Raw genomic sequence first — 20,566 nt, forward strand, 5'->3', positions numbered from 1 at the left:
GGTGTAGAGTTTTGGTTGTCTGTTATTACTTGTTTCTCAGTTAACGGACTCTACTCTATGGATAAACCGTGGCGCCCAACGTTGTCGTTATGCGTTTTGAGATTCGCTCACTGCCACAGCCAATGCAACCGTCGCACCGACCATTGGGTTGTTGCCCATACCGATGAAGCCCATCATTGCCACGTGAGCAGGGACTGAAGAGCTCCCTGCAAACTGAGCGTCAGCGTGCATTCTGCCCATGGTATCTGTCATGCCGTAAGACGCTGGGCCTGCTGCCACGTTATCTGGGTGTAATGTTCTACCTGTACCGCCGCCTGAAGCAACTGAGAAGTAAGGTAAACCTTGGCGAGTTCGTTCTGCTTTGTAGATACCTGCAACAGGGTGTTGGAAGCGCGTTGGGTTAGTTGAGTTACCCGTAATACTTACATCCACTTCTTCTCTGTGCATGATTGCCACGCCTTCACGTACATCATCAGCGCCGTAACACAAGATCTCTCCGCGAGGGCCTTGTGAGAAGCGGCGACGTTCTGTTTCAACAAGTTCACCGGTTTGGTAATCGTATTGAGTGCGAACATAGGTAAAACCATTGATGCGAGAGATTAAGTAAGCCGCATCTTTACCTAGACCATTTAGGATTACCTTCAATGGGTTGTGACGTGATTTGTTGACGTTTAGAGCAATTTTAATCGCACCTTCTGCAGCTGCAAAAGATTCATGGCCCGCAAGGAAAGCAAAACAGTGACTTTCTTCATTTAGAAGACGCGCTGCCAGTGCACCGTGGCCGATACCCACTTGACGTTGTTCCGCAACACTGCCGGGTTTAGTAAATGCTTGAAGGCCTTCACCAATGATATTAGCGGCTTGTTCAGCGTTGCTTGCTTTGCGGAATAGAGCCAGTGCTGAACCAAGGATATAAGCATCGGCAGCGCTTTCAAAAGCAATAGGTTGGGTGTCCATCACCATGGCTTTTGGATCAACGTTGTGGGCTTTACAGTATTGGTTCGCTTGCTCTAAAGAGTCGAAGTTCATTTCTGCCAATACGCGAGTTACTGATTCATTAAATTGAGTGTTCATCATATCTTTCCTCTAAATTGGCAAAAATTATTGTTGGCGTGGGTTAATGGTGGTTACGGCTTCATCGAAGCGACCGTAAGTCCCCGTCGCAAGGTCAGCAGCTTCATTGGCTGGTACACCTTGATTAATCGCCTTCATCATTTTGCCGAGATTGAGATACTCGTAGCCAATCACTTCGCTGTGGTCATCAAGTGCAAGCTTGGTCACGTAACCTTCGGCTAATTCAAGGTAACGAACGCCTTTCGCTGAGGTTGAATAGCTGGTACCGACTTGGCTGCGCTGTGTTTGACCTAGGTCCTCTAATGCAGCACCAATTTCTAGGCCGCCTTCTGAGAATGCAGACTGAGTTCGACCGTAAACGAATTGCAGAAAGATTTCGCGCATGGCTACGTTAATAGCGTCACACACCAAGTCAGTATTCAGGGCTTCAAGAATGGTTCTTCCAGTGAGGATTTCGGCTGCCATCGCGGCTGATTGAGTCATGCCTGAACAACCAATCGTTTCGATTAGCGCTTCTTCGATGATGCCGTTTTTTACGTTTAGCGTCAGTTTGGCTGCACCTTGTTGTGGTGCACAAGTGCCGACACCATGGCTTAAGCCAGAAATAGCGATGACATCTTTTGGGCTAACCATAGCGCCTTCAACTGGAATTGGAGCTGAAGTGTGAAGATCACCCCTTTGAATAGGGCACATTGATTGAATTTCTGAAGAGTAGTGCATAATGTTTTCTCACTTATAGAGCCATTTAGACCTAGGGCGTTGAGAAAACAGGACGTGTTGGAAGAGGTGCGGCTAATTCACTACAGATCTTGAGTATCGATAATCCAAAGGTGTCACGGAGCTTTGTCTTAATAGACTAAGTCCATTTCAAAATGGAGGAATAGCGATACATCCAACAGTATTACCTGTTTTCGATTCTGTAGGAGTCATTAGCACTGTTCGAAAAGAACGGGCGGTTGAAGCAAAAGCTTAGGTGGAACCCCATCACCTGATGACTATAGATTAGATCTTCATCACACTTTTGTGCAAGCGAATGTTTAGAGCGATTTCGACTATAAACAAGCTTCATTATATTTCAATAAGTATAAAAAAACGCCAATAATGGACTCTTATTAGAGGCATTATTGACGTTTTTTAGAAAGGTATCAGCTAGTTATGCTGCATCTTCTTCTGCGTCTTCAACAGCTTCAAGTTTCTTTTCTTTTTTCGGAGCTGGTTTGCGCTTAGCACCTAGTGCGTAAAGAACTTCTTCTTTATTCTTCGCTAGGTACATTGCAAGTTCTTCTTGCTTGCCTTCATCTTCAACTAAATCGCTTTTGCTTAACAGTTCAAAAAGCTCATCAGCCATATCCAGCATTTTGTCGTATGCGTCAGCTTCGGCTTTAGAGGTAAAAGTCATTTTCTCTTCTCCGTTGCGTTCGACCACGTACTTGACGATAACAGCCATGGTTAATCCTCTAAGTTTGATAAATTTCACTGGCTTTTTATACAGTTTCTGATGCAAAAAGTCCAGTTGATGACCTAACTATGCGGCCTCAATCTTGATGTGTAGCCCAGTCTTCACAATAACCCATGAAAGATTTCAGCAGTGGGCTCTGATATTTGTCTTTGTGCACCAGCATCCAGAATCGGCGTTTCATGTCGAGCGGGACATCGAGTGTTTTAACTCGACCGGAATCAATCGCTCGTTGTGCTGCCAACCGTGATAGACAGGCAAGTCCCAGCCCTGCAGAAACCGAATTGATGATGGCCTCGGTGGTGTTGAGCTCAAAGGATTCATACCAATGTTCGATACGCGGTGCGACGGCACGCAGGAAAAACTCGCGAGTTCCTGAGCCTGACTCTCTGAGTATCCAGTGGCTGCCTTCTAAATCTTGCAATGCAACTTTGTCTTGAGAAAGGAGAGGGTGTTGATTACTAACGATAATACACATTTCATCGCTACTGAACTGGCTAGAGATCAACTCCGGATGGAGTGTTTTTCCTTCAATTAACGCGATATCCAGTTCATAATCCACCAACTTTTGGCAGATCAGCGCACTGTTTGAAATGAACAAGCTCTGATCTTGATGCTGAGTTAGCTCGCGAAAACCAGACAGAATAAAGGGTGCGACCTGATTACCAATCGTGTCACTGGCGCCAACCTTGAGATTGCCACTTAATGGTTGGTCATCTCGGAACAAAACATCGATGCCTGCGGATCTGTGAAGAATCTCGTCAGCCAAAGGAAGCAGCTTTTGTCCTTCTTGATTGAGAATTAATCGGTTGTTGACCCGGTCAAATAGAGAGTGACCCAATTGTTTCTCCATTTCGCCCAGCGCCATGCTGACAGCTGCCTTGGATAAAAACAGTGCTTCCGATGCGGCGGTAAGCGTCGAATGCTGGGTAATGGTGACAAACACTTTGAGTTGTTTGATTGAAATATTAGCCATCAGGTTCCTAGTTTTACGCTGCTGGTGGAAAAAGGTTTCGTTCAATATTGATGAACACTTGTTATATATAATTGGATATTGTTTAACGAAGCGCAAGCGTATTATGGCTTCAACAAGCTGATGAGTTCACAAGTTTAGTGAATTAAGTTTAAGAGAGGCTGACATGATTCAACGTATTAAATATAGATTAACAGGAGCTCCAACACCCATGGCAGGGTTAGCACTCGCAATTGCAAGCTTAGGCTGGTGTTGGGATGGTGTTCTAGTCGCACAAGGTATTTTACACACACCGAGTTTGGTGCAGTGGGTCAGTGCTGGTATTGCTGCGGTATTACTTCTTGTTTTAGCGGTGAAATTTTTGATTCACGGTCACTTATTACGTGCAGATCTTGCTCACCCAGTCGTGGGAAGTGTTGTTCCCACATTCGCGATGGGTTGTATGGTGGTGTCTGCTTCGTTGGCTCCAATCTCTCAATTCTTACAAGAAGCTGTATGGCTCGCTTCGGTAGCGTTACATGTCGTGTTCTTGGTGAGCTTCTTATACCACAGAGCTAAAAACTTTGAGATTCACCACATGGTGCCAAGTTGGTTTGTGCCACCAATCGGTATTATCGTGGAAGACGTTTCTTTTTCAGGTAACCCAATCTTAGAACCCGTAGCTCACGCAACTTTAGTCTTTGGCTTATTGGTTTATGCCGTAATGCTACCTCTCATGATCTACCGTTTGATCTTCTCTCATGAAGTGCCTGACGCAGCAAAACCAACCATTGCGATTATGGCGGCTCCAGCAAGTCTATCTTTAGCAGGCTACCTAACGGTGACGGCAAATCCTTCGCCAGTGATCATTGGATTACTCTTTGGCATTGCAGTGTTGATGACGTTTATTATCTACATCGCGTTTTTCAAACTACTTCGTCTGCCATTCAGCCCAGGCTATGCGGCGTTTACCTTCCCTATCGTGATTGGTGCAACGGCATTGTTTAAATTGGCGGCTTGGATGCAAACTGTTGGTGTGGAAATTCACTATGTGGATCAAGTCTTCAACCTAGCGTATCTAGAATTGATTGTGGCAACGTTTGTGGTGGGTTATGTGGCGGTTCGTTATTACATGAATTACAAACCTCACCGTGTTCTAAGCGCAGTAGGCAGTAGATTGTAAGAAGCAATAGTTCAAAAGATAAACGGACCTTAAGTTTTCAGTATTTCATAAGCTTATATTCCTAATCCAAACTCGGCACTTATGCTAATCTGGCTTTATATTGTGGCAAGATTAGCGTGAGTGCACTTTGTTTACTGTTTACCATTCCAATAAAGTCGATACTTTAAAAATCCTTCTCGTTCACTTAATCAAAAGTGACCCTTTAGCCAATCCTTTCGAAAAAGAGCAGATCTTGGTTCAGAGCCCAGGTATGTCTCAATGGCTTAAGATGGAACTCGCCAAAGAGTTTGGTGTAGCAGCAAATATAGACTTTCCTCTTCCAGCAACCTTCATTTGGGATATGTTTACCCAAGTGCTTCCTGATGTCCCTAAACGCAGTGCGTTTAACAAAGAAGCAATGACGTGGAAGTTGATGAGTTTGCTACCCGCTAAGCTTGACCACCCTGATTTCTTACCCTTGCAACGCTATCTTGAAAACGACGAAGATGACTCTAAGTTGTATCAATTGGCAGAGAAAATTGCCGATATCTTCGATGGTTACTTGGTGTATCGACCTGAATGGATGGCGATGTGGGAAACGGGAGAGCCTGTTTCCGAACTTATTGATGACGAAGGGCAGCAAGAGCATCCTTGGCAGCCGATTTTGTGGCAAGCACTCTATGATCAGACCCTCTCTCAGGGGCAATCAAAGTATCACCGTGGTAATTTGTATCACGACTTCATTGAAGCGTTAGCCAATCAACAAGGTCAGCTACAGCATCTGCCGAAACGCTTATTTGTGTTTGGTATTTCTTCGTTGCCTCCTCGTTATATGGATGCTTTGAAAGCACTTGGCGAACAGATCGATGTTCACCTGATGTTTACCAACCCTTGTCAGCATTACTGGGGTGATATTCGCGACCGTAAGTACTTGGCGAGAGTGGAAGCGCAGCGTCGTAAGCAGTTTGCATTGGTTGATGGTTTACCTCAGCTTGAAGGCGAAGTATCGCCATTGAAAGATGGTATTGAAGCCAATGTTGAAGATGAATTGCACACCAGCCAAGCCGTGGGTAATAGTTTGCTTGCGTCTATGGGGAAGTTGGGCAGAGATAACCTGTTTTTGCTATCTCAATCAGACAGCGAAGAACATGAGTTCTTTATTGATGTTGAGAGGGATAACCTGCTGCATCAACTGCAAGCCGACATTCTCCAGTTAGAAGAGCATCAAGACGACCACATCTTAGATTCCAGCAACCATAAACAGGTGGTTGAGCTTGGCGATCGCTCGTTAACTGTACACGCGTGTCACAGCCCTATGCGTGAGGTGGAAGTTCTTCATGATCAGCTGTTGGCGATGTTTGATGCCGATCCGACATTGAAGCCACGCGATATCATCATAATGGTATCTGACATTAATGCTTATAGCCCAGCGATTCAGGCGGTATTTGGTAATGCTCCGGGTGAGCGGTATATCCCTTACTCGATCTCTGATAGAACCGCAGATCAAGAAAGCCCAATTCTGACCGCCTTCATGCAGTTGGTCGCGCTACCGAATACGCGTTGTCTAGCGTCTGAGTTGCTAGAGCTGTTAGAAATCCCTGCGATGATGGCACGCTTTGGTATTGATGAGTTTCAATTCGAGCAAGCCAAGCAGTGGGTTGAAGAAGCGGGTATCCGTTGGGGCGTCGATGCTTCAACGGCGACAGAATTTGATCTACCTGCGACCGAGCAAAACACTTGGTTATTTGGTATTCAGCGCATGTTACTGGGCTATGCGATGTCGGACTCTGCAGGTTTGTTTGAGACAGAGCATTCTCCGATTGCTGCTTATAACGAAGTTCAAGGCATTAACGCCGAACTTGCTGGTAAGTTAGCGCACTTTATCGATCGCATTGCCCATTACCGTCAACGCTTAACTGAAACACAATCTATCGATATGTGGCGTGAAACCTTGCTGCAAATGATTGATGATTTCTTTGCAGTGGAGCTAGAAGGCGAGGTGGTGCTCAAATCGATTCGCGATGCACTTTCGCAATTGAATGAACAGCTTGATGATGCCTTGTATGAACAAGAACTGTCGCCAAGCATTATCTACCAGTACCTCAATAATAAGTTATCTGGCGCGCGCATTAGCCAGCGTTTCTTAGCTGGCCAAGTTAACTTTTGTACCTTGATGCCGATGCGTTCTATTCCGTTCAAAACCGTCTGTTTGTTAGGTATGAATGATGGTGTTTACCCTCGCTCAATGCCGCCAGAAGGTTTTGATCTAATGAACGGACGCACTCGTCCAGGTGACCGTTCTCGTCGTGATGATGACCGTTATCTATTCTTAGAAGCGATGTTGTCAGCACAAGAGTGCTTATACATCAGCTATGTCGGCCGCTCGATTCAAGATAATACCGAGCGAGTGCCGTCGGTATTGGTTTCAGAGTTGATCGAGTACTGCCAGCAGAACTATTGCTTAAGTGAAGACCAAGCGTTGCCAAGCGATGATTCTGGTATCAACCTGACTCAAGCGATCAGTTTTGAACACTCCATGACACCGTTCAGCCCTGCAGCCTTTACTCAAGGTGATGCAAGCCATGTGCTGAGTTACGCCAAAGAATGGCTTCCTGCGGCTAACCGTTCCGGTGAACGCAGTGGTGAATTCAATCGTGCATTGGATGACTATTTGTTGGGCGCAACGTACCCATTGGAATTGGATCTGGTTGAGTTACAGCGTTTTTGGCGTTTGCCAGTGCAGTACTTCTTTAATCGCCGTCTCAAAGTGGTGTTTGAGCCGCCACTTCCTGTGATGGAAGATGATGAGCCATTCGTACTTAATGGTTTAGAGAGTTTCCAACTTAAGGATGCTTTACTGCAAGTGTTGCTGGACCACCCTGAAGGCGCAGACGAAGCGGTTCGATTGTTTGTCTCTGAGCAGAAAGCACAAGGTCGATTACCAGTCGGATCTTTTGGTGATATCGAATTTGAAACCAACCGTGTTCAAGCGGAATACTTAGCCAAAGAGATTCGATTTGTGAGCGGATCACCGCAACAAGATCTCGAAGTTAATATCGAATTTGATGTGTTAGGCGAAGGCAAACCTGTTCGTTTGATGGGGTGGTTAACTCAAAACTATCAATCGGGTCTAGTTCGTTTCCGCAGCGGTAAAATTCGCTCGCAAGATTACTTGGCCGCGTGGATCGATCACTTATGTTGTGCGGTGATGGGACACGGAAAAACGACCCATATTATTGGCTACGACAGAAAAGAAGGCGTGGTTCACCAAACGCTACAACCTATCGGCGATGCGCTTCAGGCGAAGAGTTTGCTGGCTGAGTTAGTACGACTGTTTTATCAAGGCATGACAGCACCACTGCCTTACTTCCCGAAAACCGCATTGGCTGGCGTTGAGGCTGGCTTTAGCCGTGGTAAGTGGGTCGATGACGAAGAAAAGTCCCTTAAGAAAATGGCCGATACTTTTAATGACAGCTTCGCCTTTACGGGCGAGGGCAGAGATACTTACATCTCTCGAATCTGGCCTAAATGGGATGATGAATTGGCTGCTCAGTCGCGAATGTATTCGACACTTGTGCTGCAGGCCGCAAGACTCGCCGCTGCCGATCTTGAAGATCAGGAATAATCGGCAGTGATCAGCAAGATCGCCAATGATACTAACGTCAAAGAGATGTGCTTGAATAAAGGCATGGAAAATAAAGAGTTAGATGCAAATTTGGAGTGCTTGGCTTATCAAAAGGTTAGAGATAATCGAGGTATAAGCTTAGTAAAAGCGATAGATAGTGACTTGCGGGAAGTCAGGGTACAGGAAATAAAGTGGCCGCCAGTAAATCATTATTAGTGTAGGGCGTTCGCTGTACGGCCACAGGTCAGAGGGACCATTATTCTGTGGTTCAAAGTAACGCATGAGTATAAAACTCGAATCGCGCTCCTGAACTCGTGGGCGCATAGTAGCGAGGCGATCTGAATTGATCCGTGAGAGAGATCGCACTAACTATTAACAAATCAGCGTAGGACGCAAATTGAATGACGTTTTCCACGCTAGGTCACATTTGTAACAACACATTTATCAGAAGGCAGTAAGGCATGACGACCACAAGCAGTGTTCAGGTAATCGCTCCACAGACACTCGATACCATGACGTTTCCACTTCATGGCGCGCGTTTAATTGAAGCATCAGCGGGTACTGGTAAAACATTCACCATTGCTGGCTTGTACTTGCGCCTACTGCTCGGGCATGGCACGACTGCACCGCAAGGCGATCTGACTGAAGCCACTCGACATCATGAGCCGCTTACCGTAGACCAAATTTTGGTGGTGACCTTTACCGAAGCGGCAACGGCAGAGCTACGTGATCGTATTCGTGCTCGAATCCATGATGCGCGTATTGCGTTTGCTCGTGGACAAAGTGACGACCCAGTGATTGCTCCTTTGTTACAAGCCATCGAGGATCACGCGGGCGCAGCGAAAACACTGCTCAATGCGGAAAGGCAAATGGATGAAGCTGCGGTCTACACCATTCACGGCTTCTGTCAGCGCATGTTGACCCAAAATGCCTTTGAGTCTGGCAGTCGATTTGATAATGAATTTGTGACCGATGAAAGTCACCTGAAAGCGCAAGTGGTAGCCGACTATTGGCGTAAGCAGTTTTACCCGCTGCCAATTCAACTGGCGGGTGAAGTGCGAAATATTTGGGGTTCTCCCGCTTCGCTATTGGCTGACGTAAATCGCTACCTGACGGGTTCTCCACTAAAGCTAACCGTGGAAGCGATGTCGGGTGACTTGCAAGCTCTGCACGACCAAAACCTAGATAAAGTGAAGCAACTTAAGGCGTTGTGGTGCGAATCCGAAGCGGACTTTTTGGCTTTGATTTCAGGTTCAGATGTCAACAAACGCAGCTACACCAAAAAGTCTTTGCCTACTTGGTTAGAAGCCGTCACAGCATGGGCGAAGAGCGACACTCATGATTACCAGTTCCCAGACAAATTAGAGAAGTTCTCACAAGCAACCCTAATTGAAAAAACACCCAAAGGCACCGCGCCTCAGCACGTAGTTTTCGAGGCTATTGAGAACTTCTTAAACTCCCCTGCAGATCTGAAAGCCCCATTGTTGGCACATGCGATTACTCATTGTCGAACTATGCTAGCCAAGGCGAAACAGCAGAAGCAGTGGTTATCATTTGATGACTTGTTGACTCAGTTATCTGCGTCGATTGATGTCGATGAGCAATCCTTGCTGGTGGAAAGAATTCGCACCTTATACCCAGTGGCGATGATCGATGAATTCCAAGATACCGATCCGCTGCAATACAGTATTTTTAGCCGAATCTACCTAGATAACCCGCAATGCGGCCTGTTTATGATCGGTGACCCGAAGCAGGCTATCTATGGCTTCCGTGGCGCGGATATCTTTACCTATATCAAGGCGAGAAACCAAGTTAGTGCTCACTACACTTTAGGGACTAACTGGCGTTCAAGTGCTGATATGGTCAGCGCGGTAAACCAAGTGTTTATGAATTCGGACAGTCCGTTTATCTACGACCAAGACATTCCATTTTTGCCCGTTGCTGCCAGCCCATCGGCCGATAAACGCCAGTGGGTAATGAACGGAGAAACTCAGCACGCGCTCACATTTTGGCTGCAAGAGGCGGAAGACAAGCCCTTACCTAAAGGCGAATATCACAAGGCGATGGCTGAGGCGACTGCGAGTCAAATTCAAACCATTCTGACCGCCTCTCAAAACCAACAAGCCTATTTTGATAACGGTAAAAAACAACATGCCGTGAATGCGGGTGATATTGCTGTCTTGGTTCGAACCGGTAGTGAAGGGCGTCTAATTAAGAATGCGTTGTCGGAACAAGGCATTGCGAGTGTGTACTTATCGAACCGAGACAGTGTGTTTACCAGCTTGGTCGCGCAAGATATTCAACGCCTACTTCAAGCGGTGCTCACGCCTGAAAACGACCGTGCATTGCGCGCGAGTTTGGCCTCAGAGTTATTTGCTCTGGATGCGGCTTCATTGGACGAACTCAACAACGATGAAGTGGTGTGGGAAAACGTCGTTAACGAATTTCGAGAATACCGTAAGTTATGGCTACAGCGCGGCGTGTTACCAATGTTGCGCAGCGTGATCAGTAAAAGACATCTCGCGGAACGCTTACTGGAAGAAGAAAATGGTGAGCGCTCACTCACTGATTTGATGCACATTGGCGAATTGTTGCAACAAGCAAGACAAGAGCTCGACAGCGACTATGGCTTACTGCGTTGGTTGGAAGAAGCGATTTCCGATGCTCAAAATGGTTTAGGTGGCAGTGAAGACGACATTCAACGCCTTGAATCAGAAAGAAACTTGGTTCAAATCGTTACCATTCATAAGTCGAAAGGCTTGGAATATGACCTAGTATTTTTGCCGTTCGTGGCAAGCTATCGTGAAGCGAGCGAAGGTAAATTCTACGACCATGACTCAGATAGCACGGTACTTGATATTACGGGCAGTGATAGTGCTTTAGCACAAGCGGATAAAGAGCGACTGGCGGAAGACTTGCGCTTAATTTATGTAGCGCTGACTCGTGCGGTTTATGGCTGTTTTATTGGTATGGCTCCTTTACGTAAAGGGCGCTCAACCAAAGAACCGACCGGTGTTCATTTGAGTGCGATGGGCTACTTGGTTCAAAACGGACAAGAGCAGGGTATTGCTGAGTTGAATCAAGCTTTGTCAGCGATTGAGGGTAAGAATTCAAGCGTATTACTGTCTGAAACTCCGACTGCTCATGAGCACGTTTTTGTACAGACAGAGCAAGTGAGTGAAGACTTACATGCTAGTGAACTGAAGGCTTCAATTGACCGAGCTTGGCGAATCACCAGTTACTCGGGGTTAGTAAAACAAGGCAGTCACGGCGCGAGCCATGATGCGACAATTGAGGTGTCAGGTTTTGATATTGACTCGGCTGATGAACAAGACGAGTCGGAACTGATTGAACCTGAACGTTCTATATTCACGTTCCCTCGTGGTGCTCGCCCGGGTACTTTCTTACACACCTTATTTGAGGATGTTGAATTTACCGAGTCAGCAACCAGCGAACATAACACGCAAGTAATCACTCACTTATTAGAGTCAGAACAATACGAACTAGAGTGGTTACCTGTGCTTCAGCAACTGGTCTATACGGTGCTTAACACCGCATTAGATGGTAAAAACCTAAAGCTAAGCGAGAAAGACTCGACTCAACGATTAGTCGAGATGGAGTTCTTGTTGCCGATCGAAGTGTTGGCCGCGTCGGAGCTCAATCAGACCATTCAATATCATGACCCCTTGTCGGCCAAAGCGGGCGACCTAGGCTTCCAAACAGTACAAGGCATGCTGAAAGGCTTCATCGATTTAGTGTTTGAGCATCAAGGTAAATACTATGTACTCGACTGGAAATCGAACCATCTAGGTGATGACGTTGCCGTCTACCATGGTGAGGCATTGAAATCGGCGATGGCCGACCACCGTTATGATCTGCAATATCAAATCTACGCGTTGGCTCTGCATCGCTTCTTACGTAGCCGCGTTGCGAATTACAGCTACGAACAACATTTCGGTGGGGTTTATTACTTGTTCTTACGAGGAATGGACGGCCAATCTCAACAAGGTATTTTCTCGGCGAAACCAACACTGGCTTTGCTCGATGAAATGGATCAATTGATTGACGGTAAAGTGATAGACAGACGTTCAGCACAATTGAATGACAATGAAACTGGACAGATGGGGCTTCTATAATGACAACAACGACCACTAATACCAGCATAGAGACAGCGAATTCTGTTAAGCCAGTTTCACTTATCCCTGAGCAGCTCATGGATGTATTAAAGTTCCTCGCCGATAAGGGCTCAATCCGTCAACTGGATTATCAGTTTGCCCGTTTTATTGCTCAGCAAGCCACAAGTAACTCTCAAGAGATCGGCTTTCTCGCTGGAGTGGTGAGCCATGAACTAGGCAAGGGACATATTTGTACCCAGCTTATACAAGCTCAAACGGCAGGCCCTGAACTAACGACAGATCTAGCCCAGCTGCTCGGTTTGTACGGTGAAACGGCACTGCAATTGAATCAAAAGTTGTTGGGGATTGATTGGGGGACTGTTCTGCAATCATCTAACCTCGTTGGCACAACCAATGACTGCGTTAAGCCGCTGATGTTTGATGGACAGCGTGTCTACTTACAACGCTATTGGAACTACGAAGTTGTGTTGGCTGAAACGTTAAACCGTTTAAGTAAGCCAGTCGAGTTCAACACTGAGCAGAAAAAGTCGCTGACAGAAACGTTGAATCAATTATTCGCACGCAGTTATCACTTCCTGTTTAATGCATTAGCCAAGGCTGAAGCAAACCAACAAGCCTCTCAGGTGCTGCGTCAGCAGTTAGTGTGTGACCATCTAGATATAGTGAATGAACAGGCTTTAGATTGGGGTTCTATCGATCAAGCGATTGTTCAAGCCAAACAAGTGACTGATTTAGATATGCTGGATAGTCTAGTGCCGTTATCTGTCTGTTTGAACTGGCAAAAAGTAGCGGCAGCGGTGGCGTTAAGTCGTCGCTTCGCAGTGATTTCTGGTGGGCCGGGTACCGGTAAAACGACCACGGTAACTAAGTTGTTGTCGGCTATGGTCGAGCAATCACTCAGCCAAGGTAAAACACCGACGATCAAGCTGGTGGCACCGACAGGTAAAGCGGCGGCGCGTTTAACTGAGTCGATTGGTAAAGCGATAGAACAACTTCCACTAGCTCCTGACGTAAAGGCCAACATACCGACGGAATCGAGTACTTTGCACAGACTACTCGGTGCTATTCCTAATCGAGCAGAGTTTAGACACAACCGACGTAATCCACTTCACCTTGATATCTTGGTGGTGGACGAAGCATCGATGGTCGACTTATCCATGATGTATAAGCTGGTGGATGCACTCCCTGAACACGCAAGGCTTATTTTGCTTGGGGATAAAGATCAGCTCGCTTCAGTCGAGGCTGGTGCCGTGTTGGGTGATATCTGCTCATTTAATTCAACAGGCTACAGTACAGCGCAAGGTAACTTGATTGCGGAAATGACAGGCTTTGACGCGATAGCTAAGCCCAGACAGGTCAAAGCTGGATCGGTTAACCCTCCTGCGATTGCAGATAGCTTGTGTATGCTGCAGAAGAGTTACCGTTTTGATGCGCGTTCAGGTATCGGACAGTTGGCAAAAGCGATCAATAACGGTTCTGCGAATCAAGTAGATCAAGTGTTTGCGAAAGGGTTTGAGGATATCGAAAATCATCCCTTGTCGAGTGACAGCTATAACTTGATGTTGCGTACTTTAGTCAATGAGTATGGTGCGTATCTGAACCGAATGAATGTACCTTTAGAAGAATTAGAAACTCAAGAAGCGAGAGCTAAATCGGTGCTCGACTTGTTCAGCCAATGTCGATTGCTGTGTTCCATTCGTGAAGGTGACTTTGGTGTTAAAGGCCTCAACCACAGAATCGAAAGGGCGCTTGCCGCAAGACGCTTGGTGAATCCGCACAACGATGAATTGTGGTATCACGGGCGACCAGTAATGGTAACGCGCAATGATCATGGCTTGGGCTTATACAATGGTGATATTGGTATTTGTATGCTTGAGGCTGATGCAAGTAGCTCTTCTTCAACTGAAGATAACTCTGCACCTCGATTGAAAGTGTACTTTGAATTGCCCGATGGCAGTGTAAAAGCCGTACTACCAAGCCGAGTGCCTGATCATGAAACCGCTTTTGCGATGACGATACACAAATCTCAGGGTAGTGAATTTGATCTGACTTTGATGATCTTACCGCCAGATTTTAGCCCGATTCTAACGCGAGAGCTTATCTATACGGGTATTACGCGTGCCAAGAAGCGACTGATGATGTTCAGTGATACCAACGTATTGAAGCGTGGTATTAAGGTGAAAACAGAGCGAGTCAGTGGTTTAGGCAGTCGCTTAACCAGCTAATAGCCAGTGGTTTTAGCGAAGGCGTAGTTGGAAGTAAAACGACGAAATAGCAGGGTAGAGTGTATACACAAAGCAACCATCCCTGGTTGCTTTGAACGTTATTAGGAATCAGAGCCTAAAAACGCTCGAGTAAACGATATATGGTTTATCTTGTACTTTGCTTGGCAATTCAAAATAAACTCTTTTAGGTTCTCGCTAACAGGGAACACGCAGTGTACGTCTAGCCCTTCTAAGAATTGGTTATCAGCCATATCCCAAAAACTTTGCAGCGAGTTACAAACAATGGTTCTCATATCAATGTTGCTCTTTTTGCTGTTTATACTAACGGCAGAGCTACTGCTAGCGTGCTGACCGTTAACGGGTATAGCAATCCGTGCAGTTACCATCTCAAGAAGTCGATATGACTATCGAGATGGCAATTCCTATAAAAACATTTGTTAATATTATTAAAGCGCTTAAATTCTATACAATTATTCGTGTGAGTGAAAGTGCATACTTAATAAATCTCATATAGAAAACGATTACATTTGCAATTATTTTCCTTTTGAAGTGAGATTTTAGTCCAAAACTTTATTTACACATTTAACGCTAAGATCTTTGAGTTTCTCTGATAGTTGTATAGACCCTGTTTTTCCATCGGTAGTTCATCTACACCGATCTCGTAAAAACCCTGTTCACGGAACCAATGAAGGCTATGTGTGGTAAGAACAAAGATCTGGTCGATGTCACGCGATTTGGATTGATGACGCATGTAATCCAGCAGTAATTGCCCACGGTTTCCATCGCGGTAGTCAGGGTGGATAGCAACACATGCCATCTCTGCCATGTGATCTTCGGGGTAAGCATATAATGCAGCGCAGCCAATAATCAGACCGTCTTTTTCAATGATGGTAAAACGATGGACTTCTTGTTCTAACTGTTCTCTTGAGCGACGAACAAGAATACCTTGTTCTTCAAGCGGGCGAATAAGATCAAAGATACCACCGATGTCATCAATCTGAGCTTGTCTAACTTGCTCGGCACTTGCCATGACTACTTGGGTTCCAATACCATCGAAAGAGAACAGCTCTTGGATCAGTGCGCCATCGACTTTGTAGCTGATTAAGTGACAACGAGGCACACCAGCACGACAAGCAGAGATTGCACCTTTCAAGAATCGAAGTGTTCCTGTGCTCATGTCTTCAGCTGGGTCTTGAGATTGAGTTAAGCGTTCTAGAATTTGTTTTGCGTCTGTGGGGAAAAGTTCGGCGAGTACATTACCGTTTTGATCCGTTACCCCTTGCTCCGAGCAAAAGCCAATCAACTTATCGGCCTTCAAACGAATGGCCACTTGAGTTGCGACTTCTTCAGAAAGCAGGTTAAAGCTTTCTCCTGTTACCGAGCTGGCAATAGGGCCAAGCAGGACGATGGAGCCTTGGTCGAGTGTGCGATTAATCCCTTCTATATCAATTCGACGAATGCGCCCGCTGTGGCAGTAATCCGTACCATCATCGACACCTAGTGGCTGAGCGGTAATAAAGTTGCCACTCATCACATTGAGTTGAGTGCCTGCCATTGGGGTGTTGTTCAGGCTCATTGAGAGTCGAGCTGTGATGGCGAGTTGTAATTGGCCAGCAGCCTGCATCGCAACACCTAGGGAATACTCATCGGTGACTCTAATATTCTTGTGATAAGGCGTATGACAATCTTGTTTTGCTAACAGTTGGTTGATCTGCGGTCTTGCCCCATGAACAAGAACAATCTTGACCCCAAGGCTGTGGAGTAGGGCAATATCACTAATAATGTTGCCAAAGTTTCTATCGGCAACGGCTTCGCCTCCCAGCATAATTACCATGGTTTTGCCACGGTGAGCATTTACGTAAGGGGTTGATTGTCTGAAACCTTTTACTAGCGCTGTACTTCTTAATTTCACAGAACAAGTCCATTTGTGTTTATTTATTCGTTAATTTAGCATTTAAATTCAAAAGTAAACAACATATTTTTGGAATAAAGCGCAAACTATTCTCATCTAGGGTTCATTATATAAACTGTCTCAGTGTAGAATGCGCATAGCATCTTTATGAGTAGTCACCGAATGCAACAAGCTCCAGCAAGAAAGAACAAGATCGATGAGATAACCAAAGGCCTCTACACTGAAGCTGAGCAGCGCAACCAATCTAAATTGAAGCGTAAGATCATTGAACGCAGCCTAATGGCATTAGCTATGATCGGAACGTTTGCGGTCGTGTCTCTTTTTGGTGATGTTATTAATCGAGTACAAGATGCGGCAACACCCGATCACTTGCTGTATGGCACTTGGGTCGAGCAAGATGTCGCTCATTATGCGACAGATGAATTTGTGCTTAATGCCAACGGTGTCTCAGTCGGTGGTTCAGTCATTTCGACTAACTTTGAGTTTGATGGTAACTACTTTGAATACAAGGCGGGGGATAAAACGTATCGCTTCCGCATGACCAAATCTGATCATACAGAAATGGTGCTCGATTCTGATGGGCACTACAACCCAGTCTTTCGCCTTAAAGGCTATATCGATAATTCCGTTCGATAGGTTATCTTACTGTAAACTCTTACAATCTAAGATTGTGTTATCTGACCGTTTTTGTCATCCTCGATGCATAGAATTTTTAGGATGACTCTTGTGATTAAAAAATGGCTTCCCCTTGTTGCCGCCTCTTTACTATTTGGCTGTGCTCAACCCACCGATCGTGCTCAACAACACCTTGATGATGAATTTCCCCGTGCCTTAAATAAGGTCGATCAGGTTGAATCCAATAAACCAAGAGACTACACCGCATTTTCAGAACAAGCTGAGATGGTGGTTTCTAAATCCCCTTCAATGGCAAAAATCTATGAGCCGCTTTATCAGCAACTTAACGAGTGGGCGATGCAAAGTGGTGATCCGAGCGAGCTAGCCAACTTTGGTGTTCAAACCGCGCAACTTGGTGGTGGCGATAAGCAAGGCAATGTTTTGTTCACGGGCTACTTTTCTCCTGTGATGGAACTGCGCCACGAAGCGAATGAAGAATACCGATTCCCTGTTTATGGGCTTCCTGATTGTGATAAAGATTGTCCGACTCGTGAAGAGATCTACAACGGTGCATTAGAAGGCCAAGGTCTTGAATTAGGTTACGCTGCAAATCGTATCGACCCGTTTATGATGGAAGTGCAGGGCAGTGGCTTTGTCCATTTTGGTGACGACGATACGCTTAAATATTTCGCGTATGCGGGTAAGAACAACAAAGCTTACGTGAGCATTGGCCGTGTTTTGATTGACCGAGGCTTAGTTCCACGCGAAAAAATGTCTTTGAAAGCCATCAAAGAATGGGTAATGGCAAATGAGCCTTCCGTGGTAAAAGAGCTACTTGAGCAAAACCCTTCTTTTGTTTTCTTTAGTTCTAGAGAAGATTTATCGGTAATGGGTAGCGCAGGCATTCCATTGCTACCAATGGCCGCTGTAGCGGGTGATCGCTCTATCTTACCAATGGGAACTCCGATTCTTGCAGAGGTACCACTATTAAATGCTGACGGTACTTGGAGCGGTGCACACCAACTAAGACTGTTACTAGTTTTAGATACCGGTGGCGCGGTTAAGCAGAACCACTTGGATCTCTACCACGGCATGGGGCCAAGAGCAGGTACTGAAGCGGGTCATTACAAGCATTTTGGTCGAGTGTGGAAGCTTGGTTTAGATGGCAGCGCAACCGAAGCACCTTGGGCTTTACCTCCTGAGAAGGTCGAGTAAACGACCATAAAATTGGGCATTGAAAGCGAATCGCTAATCCCCTAGACTTTTTATTCAAGAGTGCGTATAAAACGCACTCTTTTCTTTTTCTCAGAAATAAATTGGCGGCAACAATGCGTGAATTGACCACTCCAGCTTCAGAAAACTATGACCAACGATTCGGTGGCACTCGTCGCCTATATGGTAATAGTGAAGTCGACATACTTAGAGCCGCACACGTGTGTGTTATCGGTATTGGTGGCGTGGGGTCATGGGCTGTTGAAGCGCTTGCTCGTACTGGTTTAGGTGAGCTGACGTTGATCGATATGGATGACGTGTGCGTGACTAACATTAACCGTCAAATCCATGCTATGTCGGGTACGGTTGGTAAGAGCAAAATCGAAGTGATGGCTGAGCGCGTTAAGTTGATTAACCCTGAGTGTAAAGTGAACCTGATTGATGACTTTATTGGCCCTGACAATCAGGCTGAGTATTTGTCGAAAGAGTTCGATTTTGTTCTCGATGCGATTGATAGCATGAAAGCTAAGGCTTCGTTGTTGGCGTATTGTCGTAGCAACAAAATCAAAGTGATCACCACGGGTGGCGCGGGTGGCCAAGTTGACCCTACTCAAATCAAAGTGGCTGATCTGACTAAGACGATTCAAGATCCGTTAGCGAAGAAACTGAAAGACACATTACGTCGTCATCATAATTTCCCTAAGAATCCAGCACGTAAGTTTGGTATCGATTGTGTGTTCTCGACTGAGCAACTTAAATACCCTCAAGCTGACGGCAGTGTATGTGCAGCGAAAGCGACCGCAGAAGGGCCAAAACGAATGGATTGTGCGACAGGGTTTGGCGCAGCAACGGTGGTAACGGCTACGTTTGGTTTTGTGGCGGTTTCACGTATCGTAGAAAAGATCGTTCAAAAGCATTCTAAATAAGTAAGCACTCGATACGAAACAGCAAGCTTTTGTGCACCTAACAATTTACTGGATAATAAAATGATGTCATTCCCAAGCTCTCCATTCGGCAAAGAAATCAACAGCAATGATATTGTCGCAAAGATGCAGACTTTCCGCGGTTGGGAAGACCGTTATCGTCAAGTGATTCAATGGGGTAAGAAACTGCCAACCATGCCTGACGAGCTGAAAAATGATCAGGTTGTCGTATCTGGTTGTGAAAGCCAAGTGTGGCTAGTTTCTCAGAACATCGACGGTGTTTGGTATTTTTGTGCAGATTCGGATGCGCGTATTGTGCGTGGCCTCATTGCTTTAGTGATGGCCGCGTATGACGGTAAAACATCAGAGCAGATTCAAGCGTTCGATATCGATGGATACTTCGAAGAGGTCGGTTTAATTACTCACTTGAGCCCTTCCAGAGGGAATGGCCTCAAAGCTATCGTCGAGCAGATCAAGAATCTCTCCGCTTAAGTGCCTATCAGTTAAGGGCATCTACGCTTAGGATCTTTTTCGCTTAAGAGCTCTTCCGTACAGATAAGCAAGCGACAATATTTAAAAGAAACGGTGCCCAGCGGCACCGTTTTTCGTTTTAGCGGATAACTGAATAAGTCGATAGAAGAGTTAGAAGTGGAACTCAGCGCTTACCGCGTAGCCATTCTCGATAACCTTTGCTTCGTACATTGTGTATTCAAGAGCAACACGAGCAGGGCCAATCATTACACCCGCCCCCACACCGTAGTACACGTCGTTGCTATCGCCTAAGTTACTTTCAAAGTGTCCAATACCTGCACGGCCATAAATGTCAAAGATAGTGATTGGCAAAGAAACTTTTGCACTAGTTAGCCATGCATTCGAGTACACGTGTTCGAAATCTTTGTGCGTATCGACAAAGTCAGCGTAACCAGCTTCGATAGAAAGAAGGTCGTTGAATGTGTAACCCAAGTACAAGTTGTATCCGCTATTCTCATCGGTCATATCGACGTTTTCGTTTTCTACTTGGTACTCAGAATATAAGTAGCTCGCACCAATATATGGGTCAGCTGAAGCTTGTTGAGCGGCAGTTAGCATTACTAGAGGAAGAACGATTGTTTTAAGTTTCATTGTGTTGTCTCTATCTAAAAAGTTTGTATTTAAAGTGCTATTCCGTCAGCTCTAGGTCACCCATGATAAATGGTGGTTCTTGTTATTAATGGCGGTGCTTGTTATTAATTGCGATAGTCAGTTTGTTATCTGCGGTTAACGAGAACGGGGTG

16 protein-coding genes and 1 riboswitch are annotated in these 20,566 nt (G+C 45.7%); of the genes, 9 read left to right on the forward strand and 7 right to left on the reverse strand.

Annotation, left to right across the window (positions count from 1 at the left end; all coding sequences use genetic code 11):
* Positions 1 to 87: 87 nt before the first annotated feature.
* The 4 genes from BCT49_RS18900 to BCT49_RS18915 form a co-directional block, all read right to left on the reverse strand.
* Entirely contained in the window at positions 88 to 1,077 is a 990-nt protein-coding gene (locus BCT49_RS18900; protein WP_054548056.1) for a GGGtGRT protein, read from the reverse strand.
* 24 nt (positions 1,078 to 1,101) lie between these two features.
* Complete coding sequence (locus BCT49_RS18905; RefSeq protein ID WP_102437418.1) at positions 1,102 to 1,794, reverse strand: iron-sulfur cluster assembly scaffold protein; 693 nt, start codon at positions 1,792 to 1,794, stop codon at positions 1,102 to 1,104.
* Positions 1,795 to 1,987: 193 nt separating this feature from the next.
* A riboswitch (Fluoride riboswitch) is annotated at positions 1,988 to 2,072 on the reverse strand.
* A 155-nt stretch (positions 2,073 to 2,227) separates the two neighbouring features.
* Positions 2,228 to 2,521: a YebG family protein gene (locus tag BCT49_RS18910; protein ID WP_004735185.1), complete on the reverse strand. Its 294-nt coding sequence runs from the start codon at positions 2,519 to 2,521 to the stop codon at positions 2,228 to 2,230.
* Between the two features lie 88 nt (positions 2,522 to 2,609).
* On the reverse strand, positions 2,610 to 3,506 hold the full coding sequence (locus BCT49_RS18915; protein WP_102437420.1) for a LysR family transcriptional regulator: 897 nt from the start codon (positions 3,504 to 3,506) through the stop codon (positions 2,610 to 2,612).
* Positions 3,507 to 3,669: 163 nt separating this feature from the next.
* Between BCT49_RS18915 and BCT49_RS18920 the strand changes: the two genes are divergently transcribed.
* The 5 genes from BCT49_RS18920 (at position 3,670) to recD (ending at position 14,630) form a co-directional block, all read left to right on the forward strand.
* The gene (locus tag BCT49_RS18920; protein WP_198595880.1) at positions 3,670 to 4,665 is read left to right on the forward strand and encodes a TDT family transporter; all 996 of its coding nucleotides are present in this window, start codon (positions 3,670 to 3,672) and stop codon (positions 4,663 to 4,665) included.
* A gap of 127 nt (positions 4,666 to 4,792) precedes the next feature.
* Complete coding sequence (gene recC / locus BCT49_RS18925; protein ID WP_102437436.1) at positions 4,793 to 8,269, forward strand: exodeoxyribonuclease V subunit gamma; 3,477 nt, start codon at positions 4,793 to 4,795, stop codon at positions 8,267 to 8,269.
* 6 nt (positions 8,270 to 8,275) lie between these two features.
* On the forward strand, positions 8,276 to 8,485 hold the full coding sequence (locus tag BCT49_RS18930) for a hypothetical protein (protein WP_102437438.1): 210 nt from the start codon (positions 8,276 to 8,278) through the stop codon (positions 8,483 to 8,485).
* A 245-nt stretch (positions 8,486 to 8,730) separates the two neighbouring features.
* Positions 8,731 to 12,405, forward strand: coding sequence for an exodeoxyribonuclease V subunit beta (recB, locus tag BCT49_RS18935; protein ID WP_102437440.1), 3,675 nt, complete (start codon positions 8,731 to 8,733; stop codon positions 12,403 to 12,405).
* On the forward strand, positions 12,405 to 14,630 hold the full coding sequence (recD, locus tag BCT49_RS18940; RefSeq protein ID WP_102437442.1) for an exodeoxyribonuclease V subunit alpha: 2,226 nt from the start codon (positions 12,405 to 12,407) through the stop codon (positions 14,628 to 14,630). The genes recB and recD overlap by 1 nt, the downstream gene beginning before the upstream one ends.
* Before the next feature lie 101 nt (positions 14,631 to 14,731).
* Here the strand turns inward: recD and BCT49_RS18945 are convergent, their stop codons facing one another.
* Positions 14,732 to 14,923, reverse strand: coding sequence for a hypothetical protein (locus BCT49_RS18945; protein WP_046224581.1), 192 nt, complete (start codon positions 14,921 to 14,923; stop codon positions 14,732 to 14,734).
* Positions 14,924 to 15,204: 281 nt separating this feature from the next.
* The gene (gene argA, locus BCT49_RS18955; protein WP_102353002.1) at positions 15,205 to 16,542 is read right to left on the reverse strand and encodes an amino-acid N-acetyltransferase; all 1,338 of its coding nucleotides are present in this window, start codon (positions 16,540 to 16,542) and stop codon (positions 15,205 to 15,207) included.
* 162 nt (positions 16,543 to 16,704) lie between these two features.
* On the opposite strand from argA, the gene BCT49_RS18960 reads away from it, so the two are divergent.
* From BCT49_RS18960 to csdE, 4 genes are all read left to right on the forward strand, one after another.
* Complete coding sequence (locus BCT49_RS18960; RefSeq protein ID WP_102437444.1) at positions 16,705 to 17,178, forward strand: DUF2850 domain-containing protein; 474 nt, start codon at positions 16,705 to 16,707, stop codon at positions 17,176 to 17,178.
* An 81-nt stretch (positions 17,179 to 17,259) separates the two neighbouring features.
* A complete protein-coding gene (mltA, locus tag BCT49_RS18965) occupies positions 17,260 to 18,372 on the forward strand; it encodes a murein transglycosylase A (protein WP_198595881.1) in 1,113 nt (370 codons plus the stop codon).
* Positions 18,373 to 18,485: 113 nt separating this feature from the next.
* Positions 18,486 to 19,295: a tRNA cyclic N6-threonylcarbamoyladenosine(37) synthase TcdA gene (gene tcdA, locus BCT49_RS18970; protein ID WP_102437446.1), complete on the forward strand. Its 810-nt coding sequence runs from the start codon at positions 18,486 to 18,488 to the stop codon at positions 19,293 to 19,295.
* Positions 19,296 to 19,355: 60 nt separating this feature from the next.
* Positions 19,356 to 19,784, forward strand: coding sequence for a cysteine desulfurase sulfur acceptor subunit CsdE (gene csdE / locus BCT49_RS18975; RefSeq protein WP_102437448.1), 429 nt, complete (start codon positions 19,356 to 19,358; stop codon positions 19,782 to 19,784).
* Positions 19,785 to 19,934: 150 nt separating this feature from the next.
* Here csdE and BCT49_RS18980 read toward each other — a convergent pair whose 3' ends face one another.
* Positions 19,935 to 20,414 (reverse strand): porin, encoded by a 480-nt coding sequence (locus BCT49_RS18980; RefSeq protein WP_102437450.1) that lies wholly within the window; start codon positions 20,412 to 20,414, stop codon positions 19,935 to 19,937.
* Positions 20,415 to 20,566: the final 152 nt, after the last annotated feature.

This window comes from Vibrio lentus (assembly GCF_002875945.1).
Classification (GTDB): Bacteria; Pseudomonadota; Gammaproteobacteria; order Enterobacterales; family Vibrionaceae; genus Vibrio; species Vibrio apostichopi.

What these genes read in the sequence shown, in the direction of transcription:
- tcdA (WP_102437446.1), top strand. Translation starts at nt 18,486, where the DNA reads ATGCGTGAATTGACCACTCCAGCTTCAGAAAACTATGACCAACGATTC.
- BCT49_RS18910 (WP_004735185.1), bottom strand. Translation starts at nt 2,521, where the DNA reads ATGGCTGTTATCGTCAAGTACGTGGTCGAACGCAACGGAGAAGAGAAA.
- BCT49_RS18920 (WP_198595880.1), top strand. Translation starts at nt 3,670, where the DNA reads ATGATTCAACGTATTAAATATAGATTAACAGGAGCTCCAACACCCATG.
- csdE (WP_102437448.1), top strand. Translation starts at nt 19,356, where the DNA reads ATGATGTCATTCCCAAGCTCTCCATTCGGCAAAGAAATCAACAGCAAT.
- BCT49_RS18980 (WP_102437450.1), bottom strand. Translation starts at nt 20,414, where the DNA reads ATGAAACTTAAAACAATCGTTCTTCCTCTAGTAATGCTAACTGCCGCT.
- BCT49_RS18915 (WP_102437420.1), bottom strand. Translation starts at nt 3,506, where the DNA reads ATGGCTAATATTTCAATCAAACAACTCAAAGTGTTTGTCACCATTACC.
- recB (WP_102437440.1), top strand. Translation starts at nt 8,731, where the DNA reads ATGACGACCACAAGCAGTGTTCAGGTAATCGCTCCACAGACACTCGAT.
- mltA (WP_198595881.1), top strand. Translation starts at nt 17,260, where the DNA reads ATGACTCTTGTGATTAAAAAATGGCTTCCCCTTGTTGCCGCCTCTTTA.
- BCT49_RS18905 (WP_102437418.1), bottom strand. Translation starts at nt 1,794, where the DNA reads ATGCACTACTCTTCAGAAATTCAATCAATGTGCCCTATTCAAAGGGGT.
- BCT49_RS18945 (WP_046224581.1), bottom strand. Translation starts at nt 14,923, where the DNA reads ATGAGAACCATTGTTTGTAACTCGCTGCAAAGTTTTTGGGATATGGCT.
- BCT49_RS18900 (WP_054548056.1), bottom strand. Translation starts at nt 1,077, where the DNA reads ATGATGAACACTCAATTTAATGAATCAGTAACTCGCGTATTGGCAGAA.
- recD (WP_102437442.1), top strand. Translation starts at nt 12,405, where the DNA reads ATGACAACAACGACCACTAATACCAGCATAGAGACAGCGAATTCTGTT.
- BCT49_RS18960 (WP_102437444.1), top strand. Translation starts at nt 16,705, where the DNA reads ATGCAACAAGCTCCAGCAAGAAAGAACAAGATCGATGAGATAACCAAA.